Raw genomic sequence first — 13915 nt, 5'->3', positions numbered from 1 at the left:
TGTCTCCATCTTTACTCTTCAGCCTCAGCTTGTGCCGCATCTTCCAGCAAACTGTATAACTCATCCACATCGCTAAATAGCGGTGTGGCGCCTTCAATGGCATACCCCTCAGCACTTAGTTTACTTATAATCGCCTGATCTAAGCTGTTGTCGCCATCTTCCAGGGCTTGTTGGGCCTGGATTAATTGTTGCTCGGTCAGTTGGCCTTCGATTAATGACTCAACTAGGGTTTTGGCACTTCGCGTAAGTGCAAAAGCAATTTTTTTGGCCAGATTAATATTAATTAAGTTTTTTGCTAAGAATTCTTCAATATCATTCTTGAGCCTAATAACAGGAAGTTCATGGAGGCTCGCGAGATCCAAATAGCTGATGATGTTATTGACCGAAACTCGCTCGCAATATAATTCTTTGATTGTCGAGGAAAGGAAATAAGCCAAATAGGCATTATTAATGCCCTTGGGCGTGAACCTGAATATACTACCATTAATATAGGTGCCAGCCAGGTGGGATTCTGCGAGTTCGCAAGTGGAGATCGCGCCTTTAATCTCCATTAGAATATCGCCTTTAGAAACTTTTGCCTTATCGGCAACCTCTTCTTCGGGTACGTAAGTAAAGCATGTAGGATCTATGTTTGCATTTTTCAGATCAGTGGCACGAATAAATCTAACGTTACCTTTCCCGTAAGAGTTGCTTGAAGGTAAAACGCCATAAGATCCGCTTTCGATAAATTGCTTTAAGGGTTCAGAATTAATCTTGAACCAAGATTCATCAAAAAAACTGAATTTTTCATCATAAAATGCCGGATCGAGGCGATCTTCTAGTTTTGTTCTAACGATTTTTGTGGATTTTTTTTGTTTGTAGCCTAGCTCAGCTAGAGCATTCGCAAACATAAATGATGATACTTGCTCAAGCCGCTTCGCCCAAGCGCCCAGTTGCTCGGCTTGGCGAACTTTATCCCCGATGTATTTTTGAGACAATGACTCTGCTGTGATAACAGGCAAATTGGCGATAAGGGGGGTATTCAGGACTGGTTGAGCAGAGCCAGATATACCTCGTAGTAATGATTTTTGTGCATACTTTGTTGCTAGATAAGCAATTAGAAATGACGAGTCGATCTTGTCTGTTAAAGGCCTCGCAATCATTAAAGCGCGGGAACATACACCATCTGGCATAGATACTGTCTTCAACGCTACTTTACCAATTGTATTTCCAACTGCAGCAAAGACTATATCGTTATCTCGAATCCATATTTGAGAGTTATTGGCTGCAAAATCATCTGGAACATAATTAACATCGTCATTGCTAAGAAAAATACCGTTGATATCGGAAACGCGATAAAGCGTTGTTCCCTGATCTCTATAAACAGAAGTGAGTTCTCCGGTATAGCCAACGTTTATCCCATTGCAGTATGCACTCAATGGTATGACACCATAGTCTTGTAGTGTTTTATGGTTCTTAATCTGCTCAAGAGAATAGAACTCTGCATCCAGTCTATCTTCCAATAAATTTGAGTTTACTCGGCTATACATCACTTACCCCGCTTATAAGCCGATACAATCTTATCCAGATCGTTAGCGACACCAGCGTTATAATCTTCGATGTTGTTTTTCACCACGTAGCCCAGAGTTTCCGCCACTGCCATAAATACATCGGTTTGTGGCTCGGGTAAAAATTGCTCAGGCTGGTTGGGGTTAGCATGGCGTTTTTGCAAATACAAAATCGAGGTTTTGGCGCCCGTGCCGGAGAGCTTAAAGCAGTCGCTCGGCAAGGAAATTACCGCTTTTACAATGGCTTTACCGCCAACAAACTCGCTGGTTTTTTCGTCTTTTTTCCCCATAATGTACTCGCGTACATAGCGGTCGCCGGAGTTACATAAAATACCATCAGGCAACACTATTAACAGGCGGCCACCGGGTTTAAGCAGTTGCAGGCAGCGGTCGATAAAAAGTACTGCTGGATCAATGGTGGCACCTACCGGTTGCCAGTTGCCCTTGCTATCGGGTTTGCTGCCCAGCGCGAGCCCTGCGGTTGTAGGCTGCAGGCTGTAAAACGGCTTTTTATCAGTACCGCCAGTTTTGCGTAAATCGGTACGATAGCCCGCCCATTTAGGCTCGCCGTTGTCATCCAGCTCTAAATCACCGATATCCTGCCACTTCATTTTTACGTGGTCATACCAGGCGTTGTAGCTATCAACGACTTTTTTGGTCGGACGAAAACCACCAAGCACTTGCTCCATATTGGCTTCGTAATTGGCTTTTGAGTTTTGACCATTTTTGCCTTTATCAAATTTAGGCGTACCGAACGGCGGGTTGGTGCAAATAAGGTCAAAGCTATTCGGCTTCAGAGCGTTAGTGGTGAGTGAGTTGTCGGTATAGAATATCTGCGCTTTGGGGGCGCCTTGTAATGCCATATTCACGCGGGCCAGCATCACCATGCGCGGTGCAGCATCGGCACCGGTAAATGCACAATCGCGTAATTTTTGTTTCAATGATTCTTTTTTATCGTCGGCCAGCACCAGCTTAAAGTCGATCCATTTATCAATCTGGCTTAACGCCACCGAGCCAAAACCAAAGGAGCCACAGGTGGGGTCGCAGAAACGAAAATCGCCATTGGCTAAGCGCGATCGCATTTCATCGTCATCGTCGATGTCGTGCATAGCAATTTCTAGCATGGCCTGTTTTACTGGGTTAGGTGTTAAATAAACGCCAAGGCCACCTTTGGATTCAAAGTTGGCACGCAGGAAGACATCAAACACTCTGCCGAGTAAATCTCCTGACACATCAGCCAACGTGCCGTGTTCTTTAGCAATTTTGCCGTCGTTGGTTTTTACCGGCCCCAGGTTTTGTATTGCTTCCAGCAAATCCTGATAGTTTTTCGCAACAGACAGGCGCAGGTGTGTTTCTTTACTAAAGATGGGATTACGTGAGCCATCATCTGAGATCACGACGTAGTTTTCGTGGCTTTTAAATTCCTCAAACGCTGCTTTGATTTGTGCAACGGCTTTATCGCCGTGCCTGGCCACATATTGCCAATCATAGACGTCACGAAAACGCAGGGTATTTCCCTCATCATCTTTAAAGGTAAGGTCTTCATCGTGATGCACACGGAAAGTTTCTAAAAACAGAAGTTTAGCCACTTCCTCAATAATGTCGTTTTTGTCGTTTACCTTGTCTTTTGTGACACGGTAAACATTTTCATGGAAGGCATCAAATCGCTGCATTAAGCGTGTATAAACACGCATCGACCAGCGAAAGGTTGGATCACGCTCCATGCGATCAAAGCTACGTAATTCTTCCAGACTTGGCAGGGTATCGGCACCGTGGGTACCGTCAGATCCATCGGCACCGAACAAGGCCAAAATACGTTGGTTCATGCCATCGTCCACAACGGCAAATACTGGCCAGTCACCTTCGATATCGCTTAACAGCTGGTAGGCTAAATCATCAAACTTTGCAGTATCAGCGGCGTATTCCCAATGGCCTTCTGTCAGCGCAATCAACATGACTGGTGGTGTTAAGTTGCCTTCAACCAGGCCTTGAATGAGACCAGCCTTGGCGAATTCATGCTCGGGTAATTCGACCAACGGTTGAGTAAACTCGGTATGCTGTTTGACCAGTTTGTTGAACAGTGCTTCTAGCTGCTGCTGCGGGTCTTGTTTTTTTGCTTTTGCTTCTTTTGCCATGATGTTTTCTAAAATCCTTTAATACCGCCAACGGTTACTACAAGTGCCGGCTAATTTATCAATACCAGCAAGGGACCTTTAGTCTCTAACTGCGCATGCTTCAGCGCCAGTTTGCGTATCTGCTGTTCACTGGTTGTAATACCAGCAGGGAGCTTTTTCAGTACTTGTGCCAGGGGCATGCGCCCACCAGCTTGTTGTAACAATGATATCAAATGTGCCGCAACATCAGGTGTAACCTGGTAGGTTGCCGTTGTGGACTCTTTTAGATGATTGCTTTGAGGCAATGAGGCAAGCCATAGCGAAACTTGAGACTGGCTAAAGCCAAGGGTTTGCCAGAGAGTTTGGTTCTCGTTAAATACAGCGGCAGCGCTTCTGGGCGCTGCTGTTTGCTGAGTAATTAGTTGTTCCAGGCTTTGCCGCTGGTATTCATGGGTCATCTCATGCCTCCACTATAGGATACTGAAGCAGCCATCCGATCCAGTTTGGGGCTCATTGTACAGGACACGTCATTCGGCCACATCATCCTCTCACCGCATTTTGCCATTATCCGGTATGGCACAACCCATAATTTTAATGTCTCCGAGAAAGCAAAATGCTGCGGTATCGGTTGGCTAAAGTCATCATGCGCAGGGTAAATCAGATACATTTCGCCATTCCCACCAAGATATTTTTGTCCGTAGGCAAACATTTGATAGAAGTCAGCTTGTGCCAGTCCATAGAGTGATTTTGTCTGCTGGCTGCTATTCACCAGCTTCCATTTTGTATCCATCACCATTTTGGTTTGAACTGGTTTGTGTGATTGAATCAGCAAGTCGGGGCGAAGCTTAAAGCAATCTTTAAGTCCATGCTTTACCAAAGAATAAGTTGCTGCTTGAGGTAAAACTTTAAGGTGAGGAGGAAGTTCGTAGGAGAGTGTTTGTGCAACAAAGGATTCAAACACCGCTTCCATAGGGAACAGGAGGGATATCGCCTTGGTATTTCCCTGCAAGGCGCTCGGGCTCATTCCTCTCAGGATCAATTGCGCCCACGCCATTGGCTCGTTGTAATGAGCCATACCACGCTCGAGGCGTAAGTTGTTTATATCACGTTCAATATCCCGGCTAAGTGGAATACCGTCAAACGCAAAGCGCAGTTCGTAAAGCCAGCGTTGATTCTCTGATGACAGCTTTAGACTAAGAAGCTTATCTAACGCGGAGTGTAAGAGCCGATTGGCGGCACAATCAGGCATGTAGTCATCATAATCGACACAAAACTTATGGCGATTCACCGCGTTATGTCGCAGCTGTGCAGAAAGAATCAGCTTGCCTTTCATAAAAGCCAGGTTACCTTGCTCGCTCACATAGTCGGAGCGTAAACCTTGTTTAAGTAATTGGCTAACGCTACGCAAAAACTGGTAAATAAAAATCTCAAGCAAAGGCATACGCTGAGCCTGAAGAGTGGCTTGCTGGGTTTGAATATGTCGAAACCCAGGCAGATAGCTTAGCATCGTCAGTAATGTTTGACGCGCATTAGCCGCTATGAGGTTTTTACCAACCTTGGGCAGTATCTCAAGCTGGAAACCGTGAGGTGTTGAAAGCATCCCCGCGTAGTTTTGCACCTGAAGCAATTTGAAGCCTGAGCGAGAGGTGAGTTTGAGAAACTGGCTCCCTTGATTACTTGCCAGGCTAAGCGCTTCTAAATAATTAAAGACCTGTTGAGGCACCAGCTTTGCGCCAATTGAAGCCGCTTTTCCACTCCCCAGTAGGTCATATTCAAAAACGGAGATAACTTCACCCATGATTTACAGCCCGCTCATCAAGGGGAGTCTGCTGGGGCTGATAAATTGAACGATAAGCCTGTGGAATATTCCAGATCTCTTGATCGAAATCTTTAAGCTCGTAAGCTGTTGATTGCTGATCATGGCGTCGTAAACCATGGTTGTTACCAAAAAGCGTATCGAGATCGTCGGTTTTCTCAATCACGAATTGTAGGCTGTCGTCTTGTTTCTGGTTGTCTGCCAGCACTAGCCTGATCTTGTTCCAGTCATCGAAAAAGTATTCCTGCAACAGGGGAATGATCTTTTTCTGGAATGCGATCTTCAATTGTTTAAACGCAGCTTCTTCATCACCGGCATCGAGTGCATTTTTTACCGACATAAAGAACGCATGCCCCAGTGTATGTTCGCGATCGTAAAGCGCTTCGATGCGGCTATTCAGTTTCTCTAACAATGACTCAAGCTCTATGCCTTTCACCTTAGCTCCACTCAGTAAAGAGAGATCAGGCATCATTTCGACAAAGTCAAAGCGACGGCGCAAAGCCGTGTCCATCAGAGCTAAAGAACGGTCCGCTGTATTCATGGCTCCGATGATGTCGACATTGGCGGGGACGCTGAAGTGATCACCGCTATAAGATAGTTGCAGGCTCATTGCATTAGACATACCAGCACGCTTGTCTACTTCAATGAGTGAGATCAGTTCCCCAAAGATCTTGGAGATGTTGCCGCGATTGATCTCATCAATGAAAATGGCGTAGCGATGTCCTGGATCGGCGTTGGCACGCTGACATAGGCGTATAAAGATACCCGGCTCAATGGGATAAGAGATATTGCCACTCTCGTCAGAGCGAGCGCGTATACCTTCAATAAATTCTTCATAGCCGTAAGATTGGTGGAACGTAACCACTGCAAAACGCTGTATAGCTTCGGCAGATTTTGGACCGCGTTTAAGTTCGGCGTAGAGCTCTACCAAATCCTCCACTTGCTCGAGCTGTGAATCAACTATCAACCATTCGCTGTTATCTGTTTTGTTAAATACGGCAGGCTCACGCCGATTCTTATAATCAACGGTTAACGACTCGGGAACTGTATAGGATTGCAAAGCTGCCCAGGCAGTATTCGATAGGTTGCCATTACGACCGTTTAATAATGCCTTACGTTGAAACCACATATGTTCAATAATTTGGCGAACTTTGGCTCGTTTCCCAAGATCGAGCAGCACCAGCGTTATAACCTGCATCCAGTTCAACGATTCAAGGCGAGAATCCAGCCAGGCATCACGATCAGCAGGAACTGCATGAGAAGTGTACTCTTTCATTTTTTGCTGCAACGTGAAGGTCTTGCCAGTGCCTGGGGGGCCAAAGAAGATCACGTTAGTTGGTGAATGTGGAATGGTCTCGTTCTCGATGGGCTCACTGCTGGTTATGGATGTCGTGCTAGCTACTTTCTCCTGCTTTTGTTCATTATCGCGTTCACGGAGCAATTCATAGAGATGCCAGATGGCCATATTCACGTAATAAGGATCTTTGTTAGGAGATTGGGCGTGTATGGCTTGTTTCAATTCATAGTTTTTCTGTAACCAATTTCCGGTCAGTACCAAACCGAGATGGAAGTGTTGATTTAGGAATTCTGCTGCTTTATTAAAAGCATTCTCATCCACAGTACTGGTGTAGTTTTCTGGCGAGAACGCGGCAAAGACGCGATTTCTTAAACTCCAATACATGCGCTTAAGCTCTCCGGTCTCTTTAGCCTGTTGTAGCGCACTGCCTACGTATTGGTAGGTTGCTTCATTCGGTTGCTGACGAATACGTTCGGTGAGTTCTCTAAGCAATGGGAGGCTTTGCTGATATTCTGCTAATGATGGAACGCCCTGACGAATACTGGCAATACCGTTATCACGTTCATACCAGAGCCTCTTAACTAAATCATCCGTTTCAGGCTCAGTAAAAGTTGAGGTTTGTTGTAGCAAGGTCGTAAATTCACGGTATCGCTGATCCCACTTGGAAGCTGAGTAATTTTTATCTTTCGCCAGGGCATCAATCAATTCACTGATCGTCAGCTTGCCTGCTTCAATACTATCAACAAGATCCATCGTAATTTTCCTTTGATGCCACATTTCTTACAAGGTAGCCAATGAGCTGTTTTATGATCTATCTTACCAAGCATGAGTTTGCAGCCAAGTGCCATGAGTCAGATTTTCAATGGAAAGTACAGTTTTGACATGTCATTGAATTGATTGCTCTCAAACGAGTTTTTGGCATCTTCACCTTAAGTCGCGATTATCAAGTTACTTTGTTGTGCTGAAGCGCTGTTGATATCAATAGAGTATGAGCTGTACGGATACTAATGTAGGGCATGCTCCCTTCTTGGGTCAGCAAGGTGCGATGATTTTGAGTTGGAAGAGGAAAGTACGGGGAGTTGTGTTCGCACTGACCTGCCCCCAGGATTAGATACAACCTTCAGTTAGTAATGGATTGCCCTCGCCCCGATAGACGATCCTGCCCTATAGTTTAAGCATAGGAGGAGCGTATGGGCACACCACGATTTACACCTGAATTTAAGGAAGAAGTCGCCCGTCAGATAACGGAACGCGGTTATTCCGTCGCCGAAGTTTCTGATCGGCTGGGCGTTTCAGCACACAGTCTCTATAAGTGGTTGCGGGCTATTAAACCCGATAACAGCGAGCAGCATGCCCGTGATTTACTGGAAGCGAAAAGCGAGATCCTGAAGCTCAGGGCCCAACTGAAGCGCACTGAGGAAGAACGGGACATACTGAAAAAGGCCGCGCGGTACTTTGCAAGGGAGCCCGACTGAAGTACCGCTTTATCAATGAGCACCGCACTGTATGGGGTGTCATGACGATGTGTCGGGTGTTGTGCGTTGCCCGGGCCGGGTTTTATGCGTGGCTGCATAACCCGGTCTCCGCGCGGGATAAAGATAACCAGCGTCTGCTGACGCTTATCCGTGACTCCTATTCACTGAGCGGAGGCGTATACGGTTACCGTCGGGTTCATGGCGACCTGAACGAAATCGGGGAAAACTGCGGTAAAAACCGGGTGGGCCGTATTATGCAACTGAACCGGATTAAAGCCGTGCGCGGCTATAAAGCTCCGCGTCGTATCGCTGGCAGACCTTCAGTGGTTGCGCCTAATCGTGTGCAGCGGCAGTTTACCGTTGTCCGGGCCAATCAGATCTGGGTCACCGATATTACTTATATCCGCACCAGGCAGGGCTGGCTGTATCTGGCGGTGGTTATTGATCTCTTCGCCCGTAACGTGGTTGGCTGGTCGATGAAACCCACGCTCTCTCGCGAACTCGCGTTGGACGCTCTGATGATGGCCGTGTGGCGTCGAAAACCGGACGGCGAGGTTATCGTACATAGCGATCAGGGCAGCCAGTACGGCAGTGACGACTGGCAGCGCTTCTGCCGGGCCAATAACCTGGCGCCGAGCATGAGCTGGCGTGGCAACTGCTGGGATAATGCGGTGGCCGAATCGTTCTTCAGTTCGCTGAAAAAAGAACGGATCAGAAAACGCATATATAAAACCCGGGATCTGGCCCGGGCGGATATCTTCGATTACATTGAAGTGTTCTACAACCGGGCCCCGCGCCACAGTCATCTCGGCGGCGTCAGTCCGGAGGCCTTCGAACAGGCCTCGTCGTGAGGACAGAATTTGTCTACAGGCATGGGGTCAGTCCAGTTGTAGTTAGATGGTTTTGAACAGGTGATACATGACATGATAAAAAAGAAAAAAACAAAAAAGAGTGGGGTTTGTCAGCTAACAGGAGATTTTGGCCCTTTTCAGCGATCGCATATATTACCAAAAGCCGTAACGAAATTAAGTGACAATGGTGAGCGATACAGAGAAACATCTCTCAATACAAGGCCTGTTTGGCGTTCTAATAGTTGGTATGATTATAATTTAGTAACTGCTAAAGGTGAAAAAATACTCAGTGAAATAGACGATTTGGCTATCAGTGAACTTAGAAAACATAAACTAATATGGAGTGGTTTTGGTCCTAAATGGAAAAATTCTCCGACAAGTTATCGTTTGGATGAACCAGTAAGAACTGTAAGTGGTTTGAATACTAAATTAGTAAGGCTCTTTTTTATTAGTTTGTTGTGGCGAGCTGCTGCTTCTCAGAGAGAAGAAATGTCTGATATATATCTTCCTCAGCAAGAGCTGGATGTTCTTAAACTAATGATAGTAAGAAAGGAATCAGGTGAACCTGGTTTTCTTCCAATGTATATCAATCAAATATCTAACATAGGAGTTCATCATAATCGGACCCCAATTTATGAAAAGCAAGTAATAGGTGATATTGAAGTAGATACATTCAGATTCTACTTTGAAGGGTTGATTTGTCATATTATTCATTCATATGATGGTGATATTATAAAAGGGTTAGAACCTGTATTTATAGAAGCCTCTTCTGAGTTGCTTGTTATAACTCATAAATTCGAAGATTCCAGAGCATTTTCTGATTTGAAAGAAGTGATCTCTAGTTCGTTTGATGAATGTTCCTAATCTAACTAGGGAAACTTTGGGATGATATTATTTCAACAATTTTGGACAAAAGTGTTAGATATATTTTTTAAACGCTCCCAAAACCAGTGATACCGAAAGTGCGGTGATCACCGCACTTGGTACTAACATATATGATGGCTTAAGAAAAACCGGCACCGCCAGCCACGCCAGCCCCGTTGCCGCGAGGCTGGAGCCGATCATACGCCTGGCGTGGTGATAAACAAACCCGGACTTATGGCCTGCGCCGAACCGCCGTAAGTCGCGTCTTACCAGCCCGTCAATAAGCCCGACGACGATAATCAGCGCAAATAGCGGCAGTGCCTGCAACAGAACCACCAGCCGTAGCAGAAAGGTGAGGGTGATATTGCTCGCAGACTGTAACGCGCAGCGGATTACCGTCGTGACAGCCTCCGTCCAGAACAACCCGCTTTGACCACTGAGAGAAGCAATCAGCGCCGCGCTCCCTTTCTGCAACGTATCGCTGACAATCGCGAGGTCTTCTACTAACCACATCGGTGCGCCAGCAGAGCTTTTCCACCACTGCCATGTCACCTGCAATACCTGCTCACTGTGACTGGCGCAGGTGTTCCGCCAGAAAAACGCCTCGCCCAGCCACTCCAGCGTTATCGCCAGCATCCACGCGCCGAGGCAAAAACCGATCAGCACGCCGGGAAGTAATGCTATCCAGCCGAGCAGTCCGGGGCGACGCACGGGGCCTGGTGGCGCATGTTCGGGCATCAGTGCAGCGGCAGAGTAATGTAGCGGCAGAGGAACCGTGCCTCGTGTGCCTCATCCAGTCGTATCTGAAAAATGTCGTGTTCGCCTTGCGGCGATGTAGCTTCGCGCCATGCCTGAAAGCCCTGCAAATTCATCTGGGCGATAATCTGGTCGGGCGTTTCTCCCTGCGTCAGCGCTTCCACCGCCTGTTGCAGGGGAAGAGGCAGAGTTTGCGCAGGCCACATCACTTCAACGCTCACGAGCTGGCGGTGTGTCCGGGGTATCATCGGTATGGTTCTCCGTGGTTTCGCTGTCGTACAGCCATAAAATAGGGTCATTTTTCGCCGTTACAACTGTCTCCGGGCGGTTCCACCATACGGGCGCGCTGTCGTATTGTTTTTCCATATAACGGGTGATTTGAGCGATGTTCTCCGGCATCAGCGGATCGTGTGCTGCGTCCGGTAATGGGATGCGTAGCTTCCAGAGCTGACCACCTTCCAGCAGAGCGAACGCCTGCCCTTTGGGAAGCTGTACCAGTGAGGCGGGTTCCAGTAACGGCACCTGTATGCTGCTCATCCGATCCTGGGTGTTGCTGGAAAAACTGATATTGCCCTGTGCGTCGGCGCTGTCGGTAACGCCGGAACTGATGCTGTTGCTGAGCACATCCACCTGCGGCAGTTGCTTCGTCAACAATTCGACGGTGGCAGATTCCCGCACCCGCATCATGATCCGACTGTTGAAGTTGCCGACGACCTGGTCCGCTTTGGCGCGGTCGCCGATGCGGGCTTCTATATCGGAGAGCGTCTGGGTGTAGGCCGTAACCTCTACACCTGCGCCGCCGCCTTTATTTATTAGCGGAATAAATTCATCGCCCATCAGTTCACTGAACTCATCGCAGTGCAGGTTGATGGCCGGGTTCTCTTCCGTCTGCGGCAGGCCATCCATCACGCCGTGCTTGTAGATATGTCCGGCGACGCTGACCAGATCGGCGAACATTGAATTGCCGACAGCGGCGGCAATTTCTGCGTCAGACAATGCATCCAGCCCGACATAAATAATCGCCCGCTGGCGAATGGCCTGCTGCCAGTTGAATACTGGGCGCGGGTCGTTAAGGTCGCCGTAGTCCGGGGCCAGCAGTTGGGAGATTTTTCTGGTGGTCAGTTTTTCCAGCAGTGGCAGCAGCGAGGCGACGATCTTATCGAAATAGGTTTTGTCATAGCGCACGGCAGTACGTAGACCGTCGAGGATCGTGTCGTGTAATCGGGTGGTTGAAAGGTACTGCTCCAGCGCGACGACGTAGCTGTCCCTTCCCTGAAGATTACGTGGCGTGTTTTTCTCAGTGATGCCACCGGCAATCCGTACCACGTTGTCCCATGCCTGGCGGTCGTGGCTGGGCAAAAAGACGCGGGCGTAGTCGATAAATAGTTCGTCGATGTTGATAACGTGGCGGGCGATACGGGCGTAGTCCGGGCGCTGGCCCAGTGCCACCAGGGCGCGGGTGATGATGTTGACGAAGCGCCAGTCGAACCTCCTTTACTCAAACTTTAGGGCAGAATCGTCTACCGGAGTGGTGGGGGCAGTCCAGGGTGGCCAAATTCAGTGTGCCACTACATATTGTCTAAAATGAGGGAGGAAGGAAAAGGCTGGATCTCGCCAGCCTTTGACAGTCATTTCACTTTCTTGAAGATGAGCAGGATCAAAGGGACGCAGACAGCGAAACCAATGATGGAGGCTAAAGCCGAATCAGAGTGATTTTGCGCTAGCTCCTTAACAAACCAGGTACATTGAGAAGGGGTAAATTCTCCGCCTTGACTCATTGTCTCTGTAAAGTTAAGAGCGAAGACCAGATCGAAATAAAGCACGATAGCGTAATACGCTGCACAGATCAGCGCGATACTCACCCATCTGATCCAGAACTTCTTATTCATCATCGTAAGTGCTTCCCAATGAACCGCCTACTGTACCGCCTGAGTAGGGGGATGTTGAGCCAGCAACAGCAGCGGAATCGGCAGCAGATTGTTGAATTTTTGCACTCCCTCCTATTGATTGAGGGCTTTTGTTCTCGGTGTTAGGGTACTGCTGTTTGAATGTATTAGTCATTTCGACAACGAGGATTGATGAGAAGTCTGCACTCTTTGATTCAAGATATCTTTGCAGTGAAACCGGAATAGTAAAATCTTCTTCTATGTCGATTGGTAGCTGTGTTGTCGTGGATGTGTAACCGTGTTCGAATACCTTTGAGCCAGCAAACTTGAGCCCCTCGGCTGAGTGAGTGGTACAGTTGCTACCAGTGACATCATACTTATCAATGGTTCGGCCTCTTCGCTTTGTACCATCTTGCATGTTTGGCGTTTGAATTGGTGTTACACCGCCATTCCAAAGGTTTTCGAAGAATTTACGGATTATTTTAGGATCTGCATCATCAATGCGGAAAGCGCGAGCTCCCATTTCATAAAGTTCGTATCGGTAATACTTACGCGCATCTTCATCCTGGAAAAAGTCTAAAATCCCATCCCCAGTGAAGGTACTTTTATCAGTGCGTCCATAGCGTCCATAGGTGTAGAGGAAGATATTGTTATTCTCATGCACTGAAACGAAAACATGACCTGCACTTGTCGTTTCAGTCCATATATAAACGCCGTTCAGCAGCGGGTTATCTTCTGACTTGCAGGTGTCAGTCACATTATCAGCTTGGGGATCATAAATCGGGCGGGGGAGAACGGGAAATTCGACGACTTGAGATTGGGCTGTGTCGGCTTTCGCTGCCCCTGTAGAAAATTCATAAGTGTCATCGATGGAAGGAATAAAACGTGATTTGCAGGGACAGGAACTACGGCTGTGCAGTGTTCCGGCTACTCTTTTACCATGTATTTCGTCACTATCAAGGCCACCGCAGATACGATAATGCCCTGGATGTTTGCCGCAGGTTACTTTATGGCCTTCACATGCCATATCTTTCTCGAAAAATTGATGGTTGGGGCATCCTTCAAGAATCCTGCCACCGCAAGCGGTCTTATCACCCCTAAATAAAAAATGACCAATAGCCATTCGTCCTTATCCTTATTTTTGCTTTTAATTCCATGTGGGAAGTGTAAGTTTTTGGTGTTGGCGAGTAAATGAGCAATTGTAATAAAATCAAAGTATGTTAATCAATGGGAGCAGGTCGCCAGCTATGGATAGTGTTTATCCGCACGGTCAGTTGCAGACGAGATTTCCACAATTGCCTGCATTCCA

The 13915-nt window shown here is 47.4% G+C and carries 11 protein-coding genes and 1 pseudogene; 2 read left to right on the top strand and 10 right to left on the bottom strand.

Annotated elements, in window-relative coordinates:
• Positions 1-11: 11 nt before the first annotated feature.
• From AB1E37_RS22530 to AB1E37_RS22510, 5 genes are read right to left on the bottom strand one after another with little or no spacing between them, the layout of a single operon-like run.
• The gene (locus AB1E37_RS22530) at positions 12-1529 is read right to left on the bottom strand and encodes a restriction endonuclease subunit S (protein WP_014599020.1); all 1518 of its coding nucleotides are present in this window, start codon (positions 1527-1529) and stop codon (positions 12-14) included.
• Positions 1529-3682: a class I SAM-dependent DNA methyltransferase gene (locus AB1E37_RS22525; RefSeq protein WP_014599021.1), complete on the bottom strand. Its 2154-nt coding sequence runs from the start codon at positions 3680-3682 to the stop codon at positions 1529-1531. Before AB1E37_RS22525 ends, AB1E37_RS22530 begins: the two co-directional genes overlap by 1 nt.
• 50 nt (positions 3683-3732) lie before the next feature.
• Entirely contained in the window at positions 3733-4119 is a 387-nt protein-coding gene (locus tag AB1E37_RS22520) for a hypothetical protein (RefSeq protein ID WP_004222267.1), read from the bottom strand.
• Positions 4116-5459: an McrC family protein gene (locus AB1E37_RS22515; RefSeq protein WP_004222271.1), complete on the bottom strand. Its 1344-nt coding sequence runs from the start codon at positions 5457-5459 to the stop codon at positions 4116-4118. The genes AB1E37_RS22520 and AB1E37_RS22515 overlap by 4 nt, the downstream gene beginning before the upstream one ends.
• The gene (locus AB1E37_RS22510; protein ID WP_004222275.1) at positions 5452-7527 is read right to left on the bottom strand and encodes an McrB family protein; all 2076 of its coding nucleotides are present in this window, start codon (positions 7525-7527) and stop codon (positions 5452-5454) included. The genes AB1E37_RS22515 and AB1E37_RS22510 overlap by 8 nt, the downstream gene beginning before the upstream one ends.
• Positions 7528-7964: 437 nt before the next feature.
• Here AB1E37_RS22510 and AB1E37_RS22505 point away from each other — a divergent pair.
• Both AB1E37_RS22505 and AB1E37_RS22500 read left to right on the top strand, forming a co-directional pair.
• Positions 7965-9100 (top strand): IS3 family transposase gene (locus tag AB1E37_RS22505; RefSeq protein ID WP_166690396.1). Its coding sequence is split into 2 segments (ribosomal slippage): positions 7965-8211 and positions 8211-9100, totalling 1137 coding nucleotides; the frame shifts between segments, so codons are not numbered across the junction.
• A gap of 72 nt (positions 9101-9172) precedes the next feature.
• The gene (locus tag AB1E37_RS22500) at positions 9173-9964 is read left to right on the top strand and encodes a hypothetical protein (RefSeq protein ID WP_021464743.1); all 792 of its coding nucleotides are present in this window, start codon (positions 9173-9175) and stop codon (positions 9962-9964) included.
• 54 nt (positions 9965-10018) lie between these two features.
• On the opposite strand, the gene AB1E37_RS22495 is transcribed toward AB1E37_RS22500, so the two are convergent.
• The 5 genes and pseudogenes from AB1E37_RS22495 to AB1E37_RS22475 form a co-directional block, all read right to left on the bottom strand.
• Positions 10019-10702: a TIGR03747 family integrating conjugative element membrane protein gene (locus AB1E37_RS22495; protein ID WP_029884609.1), complete on the bottom strand. Its 684-nt coding sequence runs from the start codon at positions 10700-10702 to the stop codon at positions 10019-10021.
• Entirely contained in the window at positions 10702-10968 is a 267-nt protein-coding gene (locus AB1E37_RS22490) for a hypothetical protein (RefSeq protein WP_004222284.1), read from the bottom strand. Before AB1E37_RS22490 ends, AB1E37_RS22495 begins: the two co-directional genes overlap by 1 nt.
• Positions 10931-12202: pseudogene (traD, locus tag AB1E37_RS22485) on the bottom strand (conjugative transfer system coupling protein TraD); the annotation flags it as partial. The gene AB1E37_RS22490 and the pseudogene traD, both read right to left, overlap by 38 nt.
• A gap of 146 nt (positions 12203-12348) precedes the next feature.
• Positions 12349-12612 carry a hypothetical protein gene (locus tag AB1E37_RS22480; RefSeq protein ID WP_004192273.1) on the bottom strand — a complete coding sequence of 88 codons (264 nt, stop codon included), beginning with the start codon at positions 12610-12612 and terminating at the stop codon, positions 12349-12351.
• Entirely contained in the window at positions 12602-13729 is a 1128-nt protein-coding gene (locus tag AB1E37_RS22475) for a PAAR domain-containing protein (protein WP_029884607.1), read from the bottom strand. Before AB1E37_RS22475 ends, AB1E37_RS22480 begins: the two co-directional genes overlap by 11 nt.
• Between the last annotated feature and the right edge of the window lie 186 nt (positions 13730-13915).

Source organism: Klebsiella sp. Shm-1, assembly GCF_040804525.1.
Classification (GTDB): Bacteria; Pseudomonadota; Gammaproteobacteria; order Enterobacterales; family Enterobacteriaceae; genus Klebsiella; species Klebsiella pneumoniae.
The sequence above is the reverse complement of the archived record's forward strand: the minus strand, read 5'-3'. Positions and strand labels throughout refer to the sequence as shown.